This window comes from Xanthomonas campestris pv. badrii, from assembly GCF_012848175.1.
Classification (GTDB): Bacteria; Pseudomonadota; Gammaproteobacteria; order Xanthomonadales; family Xanthomonadaceae; genus Xanthomonas; species Xanthomonas campestris_C.
In genome coordinates, this window is record NZ_CP051651.1 from 2,009,529 (window position 1) to 2,027,845 (window position 18,317).

15 protein-coding genes are annotated in these 18,317 nt (G+C 65.9%); 13 read left to right on the forward strand and 2 right to left on the reverse strand.

Annotation, left to right across the window (positions count from 1 at the left end; translation table 11 throughout):
* Positions 1-129: 129 nt before the first annotated feature.
* From HG421_RS08470 to HG421_RS08480, 3 genes are read left to right on the forward strand one after another with little or no spacing between them, the layout of a single operon-like run.
* The gene (locus HG421_RS08470) at positions 130-1,383 is read left to right on the forward strand and encodes a molybdopterin molybdotransferase MoeA (RefSeq protein WP_169706022.1); all 1,254 of its coding nucleotides are present in this window, start codon (positions 130-132) and stop codon (positions 1,381-1,383) included.
* Between the two features lie 37 nt (positions 1,384-1,420).
* Positions 1,421-1,990 (forward strand): molybdenum cofactor guanylyltransferase, encoded by a 570-nt coding sequence (locus HG421_RS08475; protein ID WP_169706023.1) that lies wholly within the window; start codon positions 1,421-1,423, stop codon positions 1,988-1,990.
* Positions 1,974-2,336 (forward strand): hypothetical protein, encoded by a 363-nt coding sequence (locus HG421_RS08480; protein ID WP_169706024.1) that lies wholly within the window; start codon positions 1,974-1,976, stop codon positions 2,334-2,336. Before HG421_RS08475 ends, HG421_RS08480 begins: the two co-directional genes overlap by 17 nt.
* A gap of 128 nt (positions 2,337-2,464) precedes the next feature.
* On the opposite strand, the gene HG421_RS08485 is transcribed toward HG421_RS08480, so the two are convergent.
* The gene (locus HG421_RS08485; protein ID WP_169706025.1) at positions 2,465-3,469 is read right to left on the reverse strand and encodes an NAD(P)-dependent oxidoreductase; all 1,005 of its coding nucleotides are present in this window, start codon (positions 3,467-3,469) and stop codon (positions 2,465-2,467) included.
* An 84-nt stretch (positions 3,470-3,553) separates the two neighbouring features.
* On the opposite strand from HG421_RS08485, the gene HG421_RS08490 reads away from it, so the two are divergent.
* The 10 genes from HG421_RS08490 to HG421_RS08535 all read left to right on the forward strand — a co-directional run bounded on the left by HG421_RS08490 (position 3,554) and on the right by HG421_RS08535 (position 15,760).
* The gene (locus HG421_RS08490; protein ID WP_169706026.1) at positions 3,554-4,126 is read left to right on the forward strand and encodes an ANTAR domain-containing response regulator; all 573 of its coding nucleotides are present in this window, start codon (positions 3,554-3,556) and stop codon (positions 4,124-4,126) included.
* Positions 4,127-4,130: 4 nt separating this feature from the next.
* Complete coding sequence (locus HG421_RS08495; protein ID WP_169706027.1) at positions 4,131-5,195, forward strand: CmpA/NrtA family ABC transporter substrate-binding protein; 1,065 nt, start codon at positions 4,131-4,133, stop codon at positions 5,193-5,195.
* 829 nt (positions 5,196-6,024) lie between these two features.
* The gene (locus HG421_RS08500; protein ID WP_211161837.1) at positions 6,025-7,194 is read left to right on the forward strand and encodes a nitrate/nitrite transporter; all 1,170 of its coding nucleotides are present in this window, start codon (positions 6,025-6,027) and stop codon (positions 7,192-7,194) included.
* A gap of 58 nt (positions 7,195-7,252) precedes the next feature.
* Positions 7,253-9,670, forward strand: a complete 2,418-nt coding sequence (gene nirB / locus HG421_RS08505; protein ID WP_248279503.1) for a nitrite reductase large subunit NirB — start codon at positions 7,253-7,255, stop codon at positions 9,668-9,670.
* A complete protein-coding gene (nirD, locus tag HG421_RS08510) occupies positions 9,667-10,032 on the forward strand; it encodes a nitrite reductase small subunit NirD (RefSeq protein WP_169706030.1) in 366 nt (121 codons plus the stop codon). The genes nirB and nirD overlap by 4 nt, the downstream gene beginning before the upstream one ends.
* Positions 10,029-12,827, forward strand: a complete 2,799-nt coding sequence (locus HG421_RS08515; RefSeq protein ID WP_169706031.1) for a nitrate reductase — start codon at positions 10,029-10,031, stop codon at positions 12,825-12,827. Before nirD ends, HG421_RS08515 begins: the two co-directional genes overlap by 4 nt.
* Before the next feature lie 65 nt (positions 12,828-12,892).
* Complete coding sequence (gene cobA / locus HG421_RS08520; RefSeq protein ID WP_211161838.1) at positions 12,893-13,639, forward strand: uroporphyrinogen-III C-methyltransferase; 747 nt, start codon at positions 12,893-12,895, stop codon at positions 13,637-13,639.
* 387 nt (positions 13,640-14,026) lie between these two features.
* Complete coding sequence (locus tag HG421_RS08525; protein ID WP_005990975.1) at positions 14,027-14,284, forward strand: KGG domain-containing protein; 258 nt, start codon at positions 14,027-14,029, stop codon at positions 14,282-14,284.
* Between the two features lie 175 nt (positions 14,285-14,459).
* Entirely contained in the window at positions 14,460-14,762 is a 303-nt protein-coding gene (locus HG421_RS08530) for a hypothetical protein (RefSeq protein ID WP_169706033.1), read from the forward strand.
* 77 nt (positions 14,763-14,839) lie between these two features.
* Complete coding sequence (locus tag HG421_RS08535; RefSeq protein WP_169706034.1) at positions 14,840-15,760, forward strand: M14 family metallopeptidase; 921 nt, start codon at positions 14,840-14,842, stop codon at positions 15,758-15,760.
* 93 nt (positions 15,761-15,853) lie between these two features.
* On the opposite strand, the gene HG421_RS08540 is transcribed toward HG421_RS08535, so the two are convergent.
* Positions 15,854-17,638 carry an EAL domain-containing protein gene (locus HG421_RS08540; RefSeq protein ID WP_169706035.1) on the reverse strand — a complete coding sequence of 595 codons (1,785 nt, stop codon included), beginning with the start codon at positions 17,636-17,638 and terminating at the stop codon, positions 15,854-15,856.
* Positions 17,639-18,317: the final 679 nt, after the last annotated feature.

The window sequence follows — 18,317 nt, forward strand, 5'->3', positions numbered from 1 at the left end:
AGCTTCAAGCGCAGCGCCTCCCAACGCGCAGCGTCCAAAGCTCCACCTTCACCTGACCAGTCCGGCTGTACCGCCCACGCTGCAGCCCGGTATCCTAGCCAGGTCATCCATCGCGCGGCAGTGTCGTTCATGATCAGCTACGCCGAAGCACTCGCCATCGTGCATCAGCAGGTCGCCACGCTCGCCAGCGAATGGGTGGACAGCGCCGATGCCGAGGGCAGGGTGCTTGCGCAGGCACTGTCGAGCCCGGCCGAGCTTCCGCCTTTCGACAACAGTGCAATGGACGGCTTTGCGATCGCCACACGCGGGCTTGGCGCGGCGGAGGGAAGCGAACACCTGATTGCAGATACAGTGCCCGCCGGTGCAGATCCAGCCGCTGCCGCCGAGGGCGCAGCATGGGAAATCATGACCGGTGCCGGCGTGCCTGCAGGTGCCGACACGGTGGTGCCGATCGAACAGGTGCACGTGCTCGCACACGACGGCGTGCGCCCCATCCGGTTTCGTCTGCGCGCGGACGTGCGGGCGGGGCAGCATATTCGTCGCCGCGGCGAGGATGTGCGCCTGGGCGATGTGGTGATCGAGGCAGGCACCGTGTTGCGTGGCGCGCATCTGATGCTGTTGGCCGGGTTGGGGTGCGCGCAGATCCAGGTTGTGCGGCGCCCGCGCGTGGCCTTGATCGCGACCGGGCGCGAATTGATCAGCGATCCCTCACGGCCATTGCAGCACGGCCAGATCCGCGATGGCACCAGCAGCTATCTGTGCAGCCAGTTGCGCGCAGCAGGTGCCCGGCTGGTGTGGCAAGGGCAGGTGGGCGATGACGATGCTGCCTTCGATGCGGCGCTGGCGCAGGCGCGCAGTGCAGGGGCCGAGGTGATTCTCAGTACCGGTGCCGTCTCGCGTGGGCGCTATGACTTCGTGCCCGACGCGTTGGCGCGGCATGGCGCAGGCGTGCTGTTTCACAAGGTCGCGGTGCGACCGGGCAAACCGGTGCTGCTGGCGCGGTTTCCCGACGGGGTGTTGTATGTGGGCCTGCCAGGCAATCCGATGGCCAGTGCCGCCGGGCTGCGTTTCTTCGTCGAGCCGGCCTTGCGCGGCTTGTTGGGCATGCCGGCCGAGCGCGGCATGCGCGTAGCTCTGGAGACGCCGATGCAGGCACGGCCGACCTGGCGCCAGCATCTGCGCGCGCGCCTGCAGTGCAGCGCCGCGGGAGTGTTGCGCGCGCAGATCCTGCCGCAGCAGGAGTCCTTCCGCGTTGCCCCGTTATTGCAGGCCAATGTGTGGGCAGTGCTGGAGCCGCAGGCCGACACTGCAGCAGCGAGCACCCAGGTGGAGGTGTTCGGCCTGGGGCATCTGCAGCCGGCGGCACCGGCGGTGCTGCCATGAGCCTGCGTGAAGTCGGCCCAGCAAGGCCATGCGCTGCATGAGCGCGGCATCGGCATGGACCGGCGTGGTGCTGGCCGGCGGCCGCTCCTCACGGATGGGGCAGGACAAGGCCTTGCTCCGCTGGCATGGGCAACCGTTGATTGCGCACATGCAGGCCTTGCTGCGCGCGGCGGGCGCCCAGGATGTGCTGGTCAGCGGCGAGCGGCCCGGGTACGCCGGCATCGCGGACAGGCAGCCCGACCTGGGGCCGATTGGCGGGCTGGCGAGCGTGCTCGATCGTGTCGCCGATGGAACCAAGCTGGTGGTGGTGCCGGTGGATATGCCCTTGCTCTCCGAGCCGCTGCTGGCACGTTTGTTGGCGCCGGTACGGCAGCGCTGCGTGAGCTTCGAAGCGCAGATGCTGCCGATGCGCCTGTGCGTGGACGCCGCCGTGCGGGATGCGGTAGCGGTGTTGATGGCAGGCGCCGCGTCGTCACGCTCGCTGCGTAGCTTGCAGCAGTCGTTGCATAGCCATCGCGTGGCTGTCACCACCAGCGAACGCGCCGCGTTCGTCAATTGCAACACGCCCGAGCAGTGGAGTCAGCTCATCCATGAGAATCCAGATTGAAGGCCAGCATGTGCGGTTCCGCATCGACGAGGACGAACTGGCCGCGCTGCTGGCCGGGCAGAGCGTCGATAATCTGAGCCGGCTCCCCAGCGGTCAGGGCGCGCGTCTGGTACGCCACAGCGTGAGCCTTACCGGTGGTCACGCGGCCTGCAACTGCGCCACCGATCACTGGCAATTGCTGGTGCCGCGCGACGCGCTGGAAGACCACGTGCGTCGCTTGCCGAGCCGCGAGGGATTGCATTTCAGCTTCGACGCAGGCGCCGGGCATGCAGAGCACATGGCGCTGCAGGTGACCTTCGATATCGATGTACGCGACAGTGCGCGCAAGCGATTGCCGAAGGAATGACCTGTTGGACCAGGTGCGTCGCTGCCTTGCACGCTGCCTGCCATTGACGCCTGCATGCCAGTTGCGCACTACTTTCTGCTGCGTCCTGAAGGGCGCGCCGTGCTCCGCAGGCGTGGCCACCTGAGCGATCACACGGCAGGTCGCTTGCGCCGCTCCTGGTAGATGCCCGGCACGCGCTCGCAGACCAGCCCCTGTGCGCGTAACGCAGATTCGATCGGTGCGGCGGCAGCGTCGTCGTAGCCGGTGCCGCTGCGCAACGCGACCACGTGCAGCCCGTCGCCGGCCAGGTCCAGCAGCAGGGACAGCTGCGCTTGGGCAGCGTGCGGCATGGGACGACGGGAGGCGTCGCGGCGCGCCAGCTCGAGCACTGCATCGGGAATGTCATCGCCGGCCACCAACACGTCGGCCAGGTTCATCGCACGCAACGCCTTCAAGGTGAGCAGGCCCGGATCGCCCGGGCCGGTGCCCACCAGCTGCACGCTGCCACGCGCCGGCACCGTGCCGGCGTCGTCCAGCGCCGCAGCGAATGCGGCTTCGGCCGCTGCCTCGTCGCCGGACTGCAGCAGCACAGGCACCTGGCCGTCGATGACGCGATCGAACCAGCGCCGGCGCCGGTTCATGTCCGGGAACTGGCTGCGGATGCGCTCGCGATGCTGCGCGAACAGGCCGGCGAAGCGGCCTACCGAAGCATCCAGCTCGCGCTCCAGCCGCTCGCGCAGGCGCCGTGCCAGCATCGGCGCGGCGCCTGCAGACGAAATGGCGATCACCAGCGGGTCGCGATCCACGATTGCGGGCACCTGATAGGTGGACAATTCGGCATCGTCCACCACGTTGACCAGGCGCTGGCGCGCGCCTGCGGCGGCGGCAACGCGTTGGTTCAAGCCGGTGTCGTCGGTGGCTGCGACCACCAGCCACACCGTGTCGATCCAGGCAGGATCGAACTCGCCCCCCAGTTGCTCGAAGCGACCGGCCTGCATCAGGTCCGCAAGCTCGGGCGAGAGCGCATGCGCGTACAGGCGAATCTGCGCGCCGGCCTTGAGCAGCGCCAGCACCTTGCGCGTGGCAACCTCGCCGCCACCGATCACCAGCACGGCGCGCCCCTGCAGATTGGCGAACAACGGGAACAACGGCATCGGCTCACTCCCAAAAGGATGACTCGCACCAACGGCATGTTGCATGGCACCATCGGATCACGTCCACACGCCTCGCTGCCGCCAATGCGTGTTTTGCTGGTCAACGATACCGAAAAGCCGATCGGGCAATTGCGCCAGGCGCTCACGCGCGCCGGCTACACGGTGCTCGACGATGTGGCCTCGGTGGGTGCCCTGCTGCATGCGGTACAGAGCCAGCAGCCGGATGTGGTGGTGATCGACGTGGATTCGCCCTCGCGCGACACCCTGGAGCAGTTGTCGATGCTGCACACGCATGCGCCGCGACCGGTGGTGATGTTTTCCGGCGATGGCGACGATGCGCTGATCCATGCCGCGGTCGGTGCGGGTGTCACCGCGTATGTGGTCGATGGCCTGGCACCGGCGCGGTTGGCGCCGATCGTGCAGGTGGCGCTGGCGCGGTTTGCGCACGAGAGCAGCATGCGCAAACGCCTGGACGAGGTCCAGCAAGCCCTGCAGGACCGCAAGCAGATCGATCGCGCCAAGGGTCTGCTGATGGAAAAACGCGGCCTCAGTGAGGCCGATGCCTATGCCGCGCTGCGCCAGCAGGCGATGAAGCAGGGCGTCAAGCTGGCCGAAGTGGCACGTCGCATCGTGGCCATGGCCGAATTGCTGGGATGAACCGATGAGCCAAGCCGACCTTCCCGTACTGCGCGTGGCCTACATGCCGCTGATCGATTGCGCGCCGCTGGTGGCTGCGCAGCGGCTGGGGCTGGACCACGCGCATGGCCTGCACCTGGATCTGCAACGGCAGGCCTCGTGGGCGGGCGTGCGCGATCGGCTGCTGGCGGGCGAGGTGGAGGCCGCCCACGCGCTGGCCAGCCTGGTATACGCCATCGACCTGGGCATTGCCGGGCCGCAATGCGCGATGGGCTTGCTGATGACGCTCAATCACAACGGCCAGGCGATCACCCTGGCGCCCGCCCTGGCGCAGGCCCTGGCAGACGGGCAGGCGTTGCCGCAGGCACTGGCCGGACTGGGGCGGCGCGCGGTCTTCGCGCAGACCTTTCCCACCGGCACGCATGCGTTGTGGCTGTATTACTGGCTGGCTGCAGGCGGGGTGGACCCGATGCGCGCTGTCGATGTGCTCAGCATTCCACCACCGCAGATGCCCGACGCGCTGGGCAGCGGGCTGGTGGATGGCTACTGCTCCGGCGAACCATGGGCGGCCGTGGCGCAGGCGAAAGGCGTGGGTGCACGGGTGATCCGCAGCGGCGAGCTGTGGGCCGGCCATCCGGAAAAGGTGCTGGCGTGCCGGCGCGAATTCGCTGCCCTGCAGCCGGAGCTGACGCAGCAGCTGACGGCCTGCGTGCTGGAGGCCTGTCGCTGGCTGGATGCTGGCCCGGACCACCGCGCACAGTGTGCGCAGTGGCTGGCCGAACCGCAGCATATCGGGGTGTCGGCAGCGCATCTTGCTGCGTGTCTGGATGCCGACACCGATGCGGCCAGCGGCGATGCGACGGCACTGGCCTTTCATCGCGACGGTGCGGTGAACATGCCGTGGCTGTCCGATGGCGAATGGTTCCTGAGCCAGTTCCAGCGGTGGGGCTGGCATGCCATCCAGGACGAGGATATTGCGCGGTTACGGGATATCCATCGTCTGGACAACTACCGTCATGCCGCAGCGCGGGTGGGTGTGGCGGTGCCGGACAGCGATCATCGCAGCAACCGCTTGTTCGATACGCCGTGAGGCGGCTGGTGGCACTTTTTGGGCGCGTTCAGGCCTGCACAGGTTTCTGAAGTTGGTTGGTGGATTGCGCTCCGAGCTTCTGCAGGCGTCCGGATTGATTCGCCTGCGCGCTTGCGATGGTCGGCTCGCGACGTTGCTGATCTGATGTGTGGCTGCAGGGCCCTTGCCCGCCCACCATCGCGGGACACGCCGTGAATCCGTCCATGGAGGCTCTTATGCGGCATCCATGCCGCATAAGGTCCCACGACGGTGAGCGGGCAAGGACCGGTCGAGAGGGTCGGTGTGCATGGGACAAGCGATCCGCTGGCGGCTCCTGCCTGGATCGCAAAGCATTGTGTGCTCGGCTAACTCGTCGATGGAAAAATCGGAGCCTGGAGCCATGGCTTGCTGGCATCGGCGTGGACACGTAGACCGTTCGCGGTGCGAGGCTTGGGCGCAAATCGATGGCGTCCCCAGCACCGCAAGACCGCGCCGCACAGGTTTGGTGCATCGCTGCACGAAAGCCGGGAATCGGGCCATGCGTTCGGCCTTGCTGCTTCTCCGGGGGGACCGGTCACATCACAATTAATCACCAATTTTTCAATGACTTGCGTCGCCGTGATGCAGGAGTGAACAAGTTGGCATGGTGATTGCGTAGCACTCACGTGCAGGTGCAACGGCGTGCCTGCAACAACATGTACACGGTGCAGCGGTTCAACGGCGATCCGCACGCATCCAGGACAACGGCGTCCTTCCGGTTTACCGGAGGGGCGCCGTTTTTTTTTTGACCATCGCATTCGAAGAGGTCTCTATGCAGCGCTCGTTCTGGCGATCCGGGCACACGCCCACCTTGTTCGCTTCCTTCCTGTATTTCGACCTGAGTTTCATGGTGTGGTATCTGCTCGGTCCGTTGCAGGTGCCGATTGCGCAATCGCTGGGCCTGGATACACAGCAGCGCGCCCTGATGGTGGCGGTGCCGATCCTGTGCGGGGCGGTGTTGCGCCTGGTGTTGGGCATGTTTGCCGATCGCATCGGCGCCAAGCGCGCCGGCATGGTCGCGCAGCTCGCAGTGATCGCTGCGCTGTTCGGTGCCTGGAAACTGGGCGTGCACAGCATGGGGCAGGTGCTGCTGCTGGGTGTGCTGCTCGGTATCGCCGGCGCTTCGTTCGCGGTGGCATTGCCGCTGGCCTCGCGCTGGTATCCACCCGAGCATCAGGGCACGGCGATGGGCATCGCCGGTGCAGGCAATTCCGGCACGGTGCTGGCGGCGTTGTTCGCCCCGATGCTGGCGGCCGCCTTCGGCTATCAGAACGTGTTCGGGCTGGCGTGCATCCCGTTGGTGCTGACGCTGATCGTGTTTGCGTCGATCGCCAAGGAGGCACCGACCCCGGTCGCACGCAAGCGGTGGTCCGACTACGGCCGCGTGCTGGTGGGCAACCGCGACGCGTGGCGCTTCATGTTCTTCTACGCGATCACCTTCGGCGGCTTTTCCGGCTTTGCCAGCGCGTTGCCGGGTTACTTCCACGACCAGTTCGATTTCGACGCGCGGACCGCGGGCTGGGCCACGGCGGCCTGCGTGCTGGCCGGCTCGGTGATGCGCCCGCTGGGTGGCGTGATTGCCGACCGTGTCGGCGGCACGCGTGCCTTGCTGGCGGTATATCTGCTGGTGGCCACGCTGGTAGGCATTGCCGGGGTCGGTGCCGGCGGCGCCACCATCACGCTGGCCTTGTTCGTGCTGACCTTGTTGTGCCTGGGCGCCGGCAATGGTGCGGTGTTCCAGCTGGTGCCGCAGCGCTTCGGCCAGGATATCGGGGTGATGACCGGCTTGATCGGCATGGCCGGCGGCATCGGTGGCTTCGCGCTTGCGGCCGGGTTGGGCGTACTCAAGCAGCACACCGGCAGCTATGCCTTGGGCATGTGGCTGTTCTCCGCATTCGCGCTTGGCGGCTGGGGTTTACTGGCAGGCGTCAAGACCCAGTGGCGCAGCGAATGGTCCACCGCCGGCGCGGCGCGCGTCTGACATGTCGACAGGAATCCAGGCAATGCAGCAACCCAGACTCGTCGTCATCGGCAATGGCATGGCCGGCATCCGCACCGTGGAAGAGCTGCTCAAGCTGATGCCGGGCATGTACCACATCACCGTGTTCGGCGCCGAGCCACACCCCAACTACAACCGCATCCTGTTGTCGCCGGTGCTGGCCGGCGAGCAGGAATTCGACGACATCGTGTTGAACCCGTTGCAGTGGTACCGCGACAACGGCATCCATCTGCATTTGAACACCGAAGTCACCCGCATCGATCGCGTGCGCCGCCGGGTGATTGCCGCCGACGGCACCGAGGCCGAGTACGACCGCCTGCTGATCGCCACCGGCTCGGTGCCGTTCGTGTTGCCGATCCCGGGCAACGAGCTGAAGGGCGTGATCGGGTATCGCGATATCCAGGACACCCGCACCATGATCGACACCGCGCGCAGCAAGCAGCATGCGGTGGTGATCGGCGGCGGCCTGCTGGGCCTGGAAGCGGCCAACGGCCTGAAAGTGCGCGGCATGGACGTGACCGTGGTGCATCTGGCCGGCTGGCTGCTGGAACGCCAGCTCGATCCGGTGGCCGGCAACCTGTTGCAGCAGGCGCTGCGCGCGCGTGGCCTGGAATTTCGCTTGAACACCGCCACCAGCGCGCTGCTCGGCAACGCGCAGGGCGAAGTGATCGGGGCCAGATTCGCCGATGGCAGCGAAATCCCGGCCGATCTGGTGGTGATGGCCGCCGGCATCCGCCCCAACACGCGCCTTGCCGAAGAAGCCGGCATCCATTGCTCGCGCGGCATCGTGGTCAACGACAGCCTGCAGAGCTTCGATCCGCGCGTGTATGCGGTGGGCGAGTGCGCAAACCATCGTGGGATCGCCTACGGCCTGGTGGCACCGTTGTTCGAGCAGGCCAAGGTATGCGCGAACCACCTGGCGCAGTTCGGCATCGGTATCTATCGCGGCTCGGTGGCGTCGACCAAGCTCAAGGTCACCGGCATCGATCTGTTCTCTGCCGGCGATTTCATGGGCGGCGACGGCTGCGAGGAGATCGTGTTGTCCGATCCGGCCGGCGGCGTCTACAAGAAGCTGGTGATCCGCGACGACGTGCTGGTAGGAGCCTGCCTGTATGGCGACACCAGCGATGGCGGCTGGTATTTCAAGCTGCTCAAGGACGGCACGCCGATCCAGGCACAACGCGATCAGTTGATCTTCGGCGAAAGCGCGTTGGGCGATTCGGGCACCGGCGGCCAGGATCGCGCCAGCGTGATGGCCGACAGCGACGAGGTCTGCGGCTGCAATGGCGTGTGCAAGGGCACCATTGTCAAGGCGATCAGCGAGCAGGGCCTGTTCACCGTCGATGAAGTGAAGAAGCACACCAAGGCGGCCAGCTCGTGCGGCTCGTGCACCGGGTTGGTGGAGCAGATCCTGATGAACTGCCTGGGCTCCAATTTCCAGGAAACCCCGAAGACCAAGGCCGTCTGCGCGTGTACCGACCTGAGTCACGGCGAGGTGCGCCGCGCCATCCGCGAGCACAGGCTGCTCACCCATGCGCAGGCCTACGCGTTCATGGAGTGGCGCACGCCCAACGGTTGCGCGACCTGCCGGCCGGCGATCAACTACTACATGCTGTCGACCTGGCCACATGAGGCCATCGACGATCCGCAATCGCGTTTCATCAACGAACGCGCGCACGCCAACATCCAGAAGGACGGCACCTTCTCGGTGATTCCGCAGATGAAGGGCGGGGTGACCAATGCCGGCGAGCTGCGCCGCATTGCCGATGTGGCCGACAAGTATGCGGTGCCGATGGTCAAGGTGACCGGCGGCCAGCGCATCGATCTGCTCGGGGTCAAGAAAGAAGATCTGGTGGATGTATGGCGCGATCTGGGCATGCCGTCGGGCCATGCCTACGGCAAGTCGATCCGTACGGTGAAGACGTGCGTGGGCAGCGAGTTCTGCCGCTTCGGCACCCAGAACAGCACGCAGATGGGGATCGACCTGGAGACCATGCTGGCCAATATGTGGAGCCCGCACAAGGTGAAGCTGGCGGTGTCCGGCTGCCCGCGCAACTGCGCCGAATCCGGCATCAAGGACGTGGGCATCATTGCGGTGGACTCGGGTTGGGAGCTGCACGTTGGCGGCAACGGCGGCATCAAGACCGAGGTGGCGCGTTTCCTGGTCAAGGTGAGCACTGCCGAGGAAGTGCGCGAGTACACCGGCGCATTCTTGCAGCTGTACCGCGAGCAGGCCTATTACCTGGACCGCACCGTGCACTACATCGCGCGCGTGGGCCTGGATTACATCCGTGCACAGGTGGTGGACGATGCGGCAAACCGGCGAGCGCTGTACGAGCGCCTGCTGTTTTCGCTGGAAGGCCTGGTCGACCCGTGGAAGGCACGCATCGCAGGCGAGCGTCGCCAGGAATATCAACCGCTGCGGATCGCGGCGCCTGCGGCCACGGTGGAGGAATGAGCATGCCCAATCACGCGTGGGTGCATGTGTGCGCCTTGCAGGAGTTGCCGGCGCTGGGTGCGCGCGTGCTGGAGGTCGACGGCCTGTCGCCGATCGCCATCTTCCGCACCGCCAGCGATCAGGTGTTTGCGCTGCGCGATCGTTGCCCGCACAAGGGTGGCCCATTGTCGCAAGGGATCGTGGCCGGCGACACGGTGACCTGCCCATTGCATGGCTGGGCGATCGGCCTGCAGAGCGGGCAGGCCTGCGCGCCGGACGTGGGCTGCGCCCCGCGGTATCCGGTGAAGGTGGAGGCCGGTGCGGTGTGGATCGTGTTGCAGCCGGTCCCCGAGCCCCAGGCCGTTGCCGAGCCGGCCGCATGAGCGAGGGCCTGTCGTCTCCATCCACGCAGACCGTTGCGCAAGCGTCGGTGGCGTCACCGATGCACCGCATCACGCGCTCGACCTGTTGCTACTGCGGTGTCGGCTGCGGCGTGTTGATCCACAGCGAGCACGATGATGCCGGCGAGCGCATCGTGGGCATCGAAGGCGACCCACAGCACCCGGCCAATCATGGCCGTCTGTGCGGTAAGGGGCTGGCGTTGCCGCAGACCACCATCAGTACGCAGGGGCGCGTGCTGGCCCCCGAATTGCGTCGGCACCGGCAGGCGCCGCGTGCGCCGGTGAGCTGGGATCAGGCCTTGCAGCACGTCACCAGCAAACTGGCGGCCATCATCCAGGCGCATGGCCCGGATGCGGTGGCGTTCTATCTCTCCGGGCAGCTGCTCACCGAGGACTATTACGTCTTCAACAAGCTGGCCAAAGGATTGATTGGCACCAATAACATCGACACCAATTCGCGGCTGTGCATGTCCAGTGCCGTCACCGGCTACAAGCTTGCGCTGGGCGCAGATGGCCCGCCCACCTGCTACGAAGACCTGGAGCTGGCGCAGACGGTGCTGTTTGCCGGCAGCAACATGGCCTACGCTCACCCGGTGCTGTTTCGCCGGCTGGAAGACGCGCGTGTGCGCAACCCGGAGATTCGCTGGATCGTGATCGATCCGCGCCGTACCGACACCGCGGCCATGGCCGACCTGCACCTGGCGATCGAACCGGGGACCGACGTTGCGCTCTTCAACGGCATGCTGCATCACCTGATCTGGGAGGGTCTGGTGGATGCGCGTTTCGTTGCGGACCATACCCAGGAATTCGATGCCCTCAAGCGGATGCTGCGCGAATACACCCCGCGCATGAGCGCCGAGATCTGCGGGATCTCGCATGAGGACCTGGTGCAGGCGGCCGAGTGGTTCGGGCGCAGCCCGGCGGCGCTGTCGCTGTATTGCATGGGTTTGAACCAGTCGGCGCACGGCACCGACAAGAACCTGGCATTGATCAATCTGCACCTGGCCACCGCGCAGATCGGCAAACCCGGTGCAGGCCCGTTTTCGTTGACCGGCCAACCCAATGCGATGGGCGGGCGCGAGGTCGGCGGCATGGCGACGATGCTGGCGGCGCACCGCGAGATCGGCAATGCCGAGCATCGCGCGGAGGTGGAAACGCTGTGGGGCGTGCCAGCCGGGCGCATCAGCCCCACGCCCGGCACGCCGGCCGTGGAATTGTTCGAACGCCTGCGTGCCGGCACGCTGAAGGCGGTGTGGATCGTGTGCACCAATCCCGTGCACTCGATGCCGGAGGTGGCCGGCATTCGCGCGGCGCTGGAGCAGGCCGAGCTGGTGATCGTGCAGGATGCGTTTTCCGGCACAGACACCGTGCCGTATGCCGATGTGCTGCTGCCTGCCGCCAGCTGGGGCGAAAAGGACGGCACCGTGACCAACTCCGAGCGTCGCATCACCCGCGTGCGCAAGGCGGTGGAGCCGCCGGGCCAGGCGCGTGCGGATTGGTGGATTGCCAACGCGGTGGCACGCCGGCTGGAGGCCAGGCTGCACCCCGGCGCCGCAGCCGGGCTGTTCGCCTTCGCCACCACCGCGCAGGTATTCGACGAACACCGCGCGTTGACGGTGGGGCGCGACCTGGATATCGGCGGCCTGGATTACGCGATGCTGGACAATGGTCCGCAGCAATGGCCGTTTCCAGCCGGCAGCACGCAGGGGCAGGCGCGCCGTTACACCGATGGCCTCTTCGCCACTGACAACGGGCGTGCGCGCTTCCATGCCACCGCGTATCGCAAGGTGGCCGAGGCGACCTCGGCGCGCTTTCCGATGCGGCTGCTGACCGGTCGCCTGCGCGACCAGTGGCATGGCATGTCGCGCACCGGACGGGTGGCGGCTGCGTTTGCGCACAGTCCCGAACCGTCGTTGCGCATGCACCCGGACGATGCAGCGCGGCGCGGACTGGTGGCCGGCGAACTGGTGCAGGTGGCCAGCAAGCGCGGCGCGCTGGTGCTGCCGCTGGAGTTATCTGATGAGCTGCGCTCGGGTACCGTGTTCGCGGCGATGCACTGGAGCGGGCAGACGCTTTCCAGCGGCGGCATCAATGAAGTGAGTACGCCGGCAGTGGACGCGCGCTCGCAGCAGCCCGAGCTCAAGCACGCGGCGGTGCGGGTGGAAAAGGCCGTGTTCGGCTGGCATCTGCTGGCCGCGCGGCGCGGCGATGCGCTGGCGCTGCAACAGGCGTTGCAGCCGCTGCTGCGCGACTGCGGCTATGCCAGCCTGCGCCTGCATGCCGAACCCTTGCCGGAGGCCGCCGGCGAATGGGCGGTGCTGCACGCCGCCTGCGCGCAGGCGCCCGAGGCGGCCTGGATCGATCGCCTGGTCGCCGCCTTGCAGCTGCCGGCCGGTGCCGATGTCCTGGAATACCGCGATCTGCGCCGTGGGCTGATGCGCCGCGTCGGTTGGCGAACGCAGGACGGGCGCAGTCATATCGACGGCCTGTTGCTCACTGCCGCGCACCCCAGCCAGGCCAATCAGGCGCTGCTGCGCACCGCATTGGCAGGCACGCCGTGGCGCGGCGCGCGGCTGGCGGTGTTCGCACCCACGCCTGCTGTGCCCAGCGATCCGATCGTCTGCACCTGCATGAATGTTGCGGCGTCGGCGATCCATGCGGCCATCGACGATGGCGCCGATGTGGCGCAACTCAAACAACGCCTGGGCTGCGGCACCGTCTGCGGCTCGTGCGTACCGCAACTGACCCGGCTGTGCCGCCAACCGCGGCTGGCCTGATGCACTTCACCCCTCCACACACTGCGAGATCTCTCATGTCCGTCACCCCTTCCTGCGCGCGTGATGTGGTGTTGTTGTCTGCCGGTCCTGGCGATCTGGAACTGCTGACCATCAAGGCAGTCAAGGCACTGTCAGTGGCGCAGGTGCTGCTGCTCGACGATCTGGCCAATCCACGGATCGTTGAGCTGGCACCGCAGGCGCGCGTGATCCGCGTCGGCAAGCGCGGCGGCTGCCGCTCCACGCCGCAGGAGTTCATCTGCCGGCTGATGCGGCGCTATGCGTTGCAGGGTCTGCGCGTGGTGCGCGTCAAGGGTGGCGATGCCTTGTTGTTCGGGCGGGCTGGCGAAGAAATCGACTTCCTGCGTCGCGCCGGTGTCGGTGTGCAGGTGATCAACGGGGTCAGTGCCGCGTTCGCCGCCGCCGCGGCGCTGGAAGTGTCGCTGACGCACCGCGACCATTGCCATGGCATCACCTTCGTCACTGCGCATACGCACGACCACGGCGAGCCGAATTGGGGTGCACTGGCCGCCAGCGGCACCACGCTGGGCATCTACATGGGCCTGCGACGTGCGGACGCGCTGGCGACGGCGCTGTTGGCGCATCTGCCGCCCGCTACGCCGGCAGCCATCGTGCAGGCGGCCACACGTCCCGAGCAGCAACGTCGCCTCACCACGCTGGGCGAACTTGGCGCCGCTGCAGCGGCGCTGCTGCCAGGTCTGCCGACCTTGCTGTTGATAGGCGATGCGCTCGCACACGCGTCGGCCGCTTGCGACGATCGTCGTACTGCGGTGCTGGAACAGGCAGTGGGATAGGGGAGCGGCGTCTTGCGTGCGCAGCGGCACCGCGCCGGAACGGCAGCGCCGTCGTTCGATCGCCGAAGGCACGTTGCAGTCTCCCCAGCCTGCGCCATTCGTATTGCCCAAGCGCTTGTGCGTTGGGACGTCATTACGCCACGTCGCCCCTGAGCGAAGTGGCGCGCACCGCAGCGACCAGGGCGCCAGTTTGGTAGCGCTACCCGTGTCGTAGCGCGCTGCAGCCGGCCATCGCCGTGAAGGTGTGCAAGATTTGCACAGCGAGCGCAGCGGTTTTTTCCTGTATGTGCCCGTTTGCCACCGTCTAGTCTGCTTTTGCGGGTTGGCACGATTGTTGCGGTAGACAGATTACCCAATGACGTACCCCATGCATCGAGAGGAGGCACAGTGGAAGACGGACAGAACAGTACTCGTAGCCGGCGCGGTTTTGCCGCATTGGACCCCGAAAAGCGTCGCGTGCTGGCCAGCAGCGGTGGCAAGGCCGCACACGCCAGCGGTAACGCGCATGAATTCACCAGCGACGAAGCACGCGAGGCGGGCCGCAAGGGTGGCCAGGCGGTCAGTCGCGACCGCGATCACATGTCGCGCATCGGCAGCAAGGGCGGCCGCTCCAAGCAGGCCAAGCCGCAGGAAGAATCCGCATAATCAAGGCGCGGCATGCGGCGCATGCCGTCATTGATTGAGGGGTGCAGGCCCTGTGTCGGGTTGGCGCAGGGCCTGCTGTTTGTTGGGGGGCATGCCGCGATTTGCACGCGCTTCAAAGAGCAATCGATTGCATCATGACGCAAGTCTGTGGATGCAGCAGGCCGGTTCACGATGCTTGATCCTCCTCGAAGGCCTGCCGCATCGCATGTTACGAACGGAGCGGAAATTTTTGCAGCCCGTTTCCACACCGCCATCGATTGCAGGGAGGATTTTCCGTCTTGCTGCGATGATTGCCGCGCTGGAGGCAAAATATGCAGCCACCGGGTTTGTGCAGGATGTAGGTCGGGGTCAATGCCCTGGCTGCAATGTCGACAGTGGCGCCCAGCCCAGCCAGTCGCTGGGCGTGTTCAGAAGATATGCGGCCTCGCGCGCCATAGTGGGCAGCGAGACCGCTGCGCTCGTAGCAGCGGCGCGGTGAACGATACCGCGAGCCCGGTTTTTCTTCTGCCGGCCCAGCGCTTACCCTTGGGCGCCTCCAATAACGCGACCTTGGTGATGACAACGCAACTCGGCTATCCGATCGGTACCCCTGGCCAGGCCTGGGGCGATGACGAACGCAGCGCGTGGCGCGCCAGGCAGCGGGTACAGCGCAGCTATGCGGCCGAAGTGGTGCAGGCCATCGATGCGCTGGGCGACGGCTATGCGCGCGTGCAGTACGGAACGATTGCTGCCGACTCCACGCAGTACCCGCTGCTGGCATTGCGCAGCGCCACGTGGGACACCGCACTGCCGTGCGCGCTGGTGACTGGCGGCGTGCACGGCTACGAAACCAGTGGCGTGCAGGGCGCACTGCAGTTCCTGCAGCACCGCGCTGCCGACTATGCGGGCAGGTTGAATCTGCTGGTGGCCCCCTGCATCAACCCCTGGGGCTATGAGCGGATCCAGCGCTGGAACGCCGCGGCGATCGATCCCAACCGCGCGTTCCGCGATCACAGCCCGGCCCCGGAGTCGGCGGCGCTGATGCAGTTGCTTGCCGACACCGCCGGCAGGATGCTGGTGCATGTCGACCTGCATGAGACCACTGACAGCGACGAAAGTGAGTTCCGTCCTGCGCTGGCGGCACGCGATGGTGTGGCGTTCGTGCCAGGCAGCATTCCGGACGGGTTCTACCTGGTCGGCGACAGCGAAGACCCGCAGCCCGCCTTTCAGCAAGCGGTGATCGCCGCGGTGGCCCGGGTCACGCATATCGCGCCGCCCGATGCGCAGGGGCAGATCATCGGCGCAGCGGTGGTGGGCCATGGCGTCATCAACTATCCGGTGCGGCAGCTGGGCCTGTGTGCCGGCATGACCGATGCGCGCTATCGCACCACCACCGAGGTGTACCCGGACAGCCCGCGCGCTACGCCTGAGCAATGCAATGCGGCACAGGTGACGGCGATCTGCGCCGCCCTGGATTACGCGCTGTCGGCAGCCTGAGCATGCGCTCTGGCAGGGAATCTTGCCCTGTCTGCATGCGTGCGGCCTGCCTGTGGGTCGAGCCGGCGTTGTCTGCGCGCCGGCATCGTCGCCTCAGGGAAGGCGTCGTCGTTCTGTGGCCTGTTGAACGTACCCAGCCACCAGATGCGCCTCCATCGGCCTGGACAACAGATACCCCTGCGCCTCGTCGCAGCCCCAGCTGCGCAGCAGGGCGATTTCGTCGGCATGTTCGATGCCTTCGGCAACGGTGCGGTAGCCCAGTGCGCTGGCCAGCCGCACCACGGCTTCTGCACGCATCTGCATGCCGGCCTTCATGGCGATACCGGTGACCAGCGAGCGGTCCAGTTTGAGCACGTTGATCGGTAACTCGGTGAGGTAGCCGAAATTGCTGTAGCCGGTGCCGAAGTCGTCGATGGACACGCTCACGCCCGCTTCGCGCAGTGCACGCAGGCGTGGAACCGCTTCGACATTGCTGCGCAGCCAGCGACCTTCGGTGATCTCCAGCTCCACCCGCTGAGTGGGGATCGCCAGCTCGCTGCAGCGATTGATCACGTCTGCAGCCAGATTGGTGTTACCGAAGTCGCGTGACGAGAGGTTGATCGAGATGGAAAAGTCCAGGCCCTGCGCGCGCCACTGCGCCAGCTGCAGCAGCGCGTGTTCGATCACCCAGTTGGTGACCGTGCACATCAGTGCAGTCTTTTCGAACAGGGGAATGAACTCGTCCGGGCCAATCGGCCCCAGGCTGGTGTGCTGCCAGCGCAGCAACGCCTCGAAGCCGGTCACCGACAGGTCTTCCAGGTTGATACGCGGCTGGAAGACCAGCCGGAAATCGCCGGCATCCAGCGCCTTTTCCGCATCCAGCGCCAAACGGTACGAGCGCTGGATGGCATCGTCCTGCGATGCGCTGTACCAGCACACCACGGCGCGGTTGTTGATCGCATCGCCCAGCGATACCAGGCCCTTGCGCATCACATCGTTGGTGTCCGGCTGCTGCGGTGCAAAGCGCACCACGCCGGCATGGAAGGTCAGCGACATCGGCACCCCGGCCGCGTCCACCGGCTTTTGCAGCATGTCGCGCAGGTCCAGCAGCAGGTCTTCCATCTCGTCGGGCGCAGAGTTCAGCAGGAAGAAGGCGAAGCGCATTGGCGCCACGTGGTAGACCGTTGCCTTGCCGCGCAGGGCGCGCGTCAACACGTAGCTGGCATGCCGGATCAATTCTTCCAGCGGTTGCATGCCCAGCGCCTGGCGCGCCTCGTTGGCCGCCTGCGTGTCGTAGACCTCGATGAAGGCGGCAATGGTGGGCACGCAGTGGCTGCCGAGGGCGAGGGCATCCAGATCCGACTGCAGCTGCCGCGCATTGAACAGCCCGCTATGCGGCTCGCGACGACCTGCACCGAACTGCAGTTCCAGTTGTGCAGCGGCCACGTTGGCGAACATGCGCAGCTGCTGATGCTCCTGGCTTGCCAGGCGGCGCTCGCGCGAATCGATCACGCACAGGGTGCCGCAAATGCCGGTCTGGGGCACGCCGACGGCGACGCAGGCGATGAACCGCGCGGGCAAGCCGGGGAAGGCCGCGTCGCCAAGTTGAATCGGTTCCAGTGCAGCGTGCTCGATCAGCTCTGCGACGCCGTTGGCCGAATCCAGTGGCGAAGGGCACAGCGCAATCGCCTGTTCGACATGGTCCGGATCGATGCCGCGCGCGGCAAGCACACGCACGCGGCCGCCTTCGGTGATGGTAAGGGCCGCCGCTGGAGCCACCAATGCGTGGCATAACAGGCGTGCAATCTGTTCCAGCGGTTCCATGCCGCCTAGGTCGATCGGTACCCCCGACCAGTCGGAGTGGCGTTCCCGCGATTTGGCTCCCGAGTCGAGCATCATGTCGTCAGATTTCCGTGTCGAAGATCACGCTGCGCAACTACTAAACGACGCTGGGTCATCGATAGGTGATGAGACGCGGCGTTTGACACCGTCAGGATAATCTCATCGCCACGTCCGGATGTGAGCAACCAGACTCGACGGCACATATTATGATTACACTTGGGTTTGTATATGGATAAGGCCTGTTGGGTTCGCGGCGGGAACCAGCTGATAAAGTGGTCTTTTCCAGTGAGAAAATGGATTTTGGGTCTAGCTCGCCGAAGACCGGCGCTGGAATCAACTCAGCGTACTGTTCGATATATTGCGATGGTTCGCCTCGCTGTCGCAATGAACTGGTCGCACCAACTCGGTATCTGTCGGTCGATGCGACCGGTGCAACCAGAAGCGTCCCCAAGTGCCGCAAATAGCGGCGATAACCAAGCATTCTCGACTATTGGCTGGGACCGGACGCGGCCATGCGCACCTTAAAGCGAGCGCAAGCGAACGCCTCGACAAAATGGCTTGAAGTTATGTAATAGTGCATGGTTAGTGATATTCGGCACGGTTTCGAGGGTGCCTGTTGAACTATTAATTTAATTCCGCCGTGTCGAATGTGCAATTGGTATTAATCAACTTCCGCCTGCAAACGGCGGGTGCGGGTAGATTTTTGCCCAACAAAGAGTCGGATCTCAATCCATCG

Bases quoted from the DNA above. Each gene is read 5' to 3' on its own strand.
- HG421_RS08470 (WP_169706022.1), top strand. From the start codon at position 130: ATGATCAGCTACGCCGAAGCACTCGCCATCGTGCATCAGCAGGTCGCC.
- HG421_RS08475 (WP_169706023.1), top strand. From the start codon at position 1,421: ATGAGCGCGGCATCGGCATGGACCGGCGTGGTGCTGGCCGGCGGCCGC.
- HG421_RS08480 (WP_169706024.1), top strand. From the start codon at position 1,974: ATGAGAATCCAGATTGAAGGCCAGCATGTGCGGTTCCGCATCGACGAG.
- HG421_RS08485 (WP_169706025.1), bottom strand. From the start codon at position 3,469: ATGCCGTTGTTCCCGTTGTTCGCCAATCTGCAGGGGCGCGCCGTGCTG.
- HG421_RS08490 (WP_169706026.1), top strand. From the start codon at position 3,554: ATGCGTGTTTTGCTGGTCAACGATACCGAAAAGCCGATCGGGCAATTG.
- HG421_RS08495 (WP_169706027.1), top strand. From the start codon at position 4,131: ATGAGCCAAGCCGACCTTCCCGTACTGCGCGTGGCCTACATGCCGCTG.
- nirB (WP_248279503.1), top strand. From the start codon at position 7,253: ATGGCCGGCATCCGCACCGTGGAAGAGCTGCTCAAGCTGATGCCGGGC.
- nirD (WP_169706030.1), top strand. From the start codon at position 9,667: ATGAGCATGCCCAATCACGCGTGGGTGCATGTGTGCGCCTTGCAGGAG.
- HG421_RS08515 (WP_169706031.1), top strand. From the start codon at position 10,029: ATGAGCGAGGGCCTGTCGTCTCCATCCACGCAGACCGTTGCGCAAGCG.
- HG421_RS08535 (WP_169706034.1), top strand. From the start codon at position 14,840: ATGACAACGCAACTCGGCTATCCGATCGGTACCCCTGGCCAGGCCTGG.
- HG421_RS08540 (WP_169706035.1), bottom strand. From the start codon at position 17,638: ATGATGCTCGACTCGGGAGCCAAATCGCGGGAACGCCACTCCGACTGG.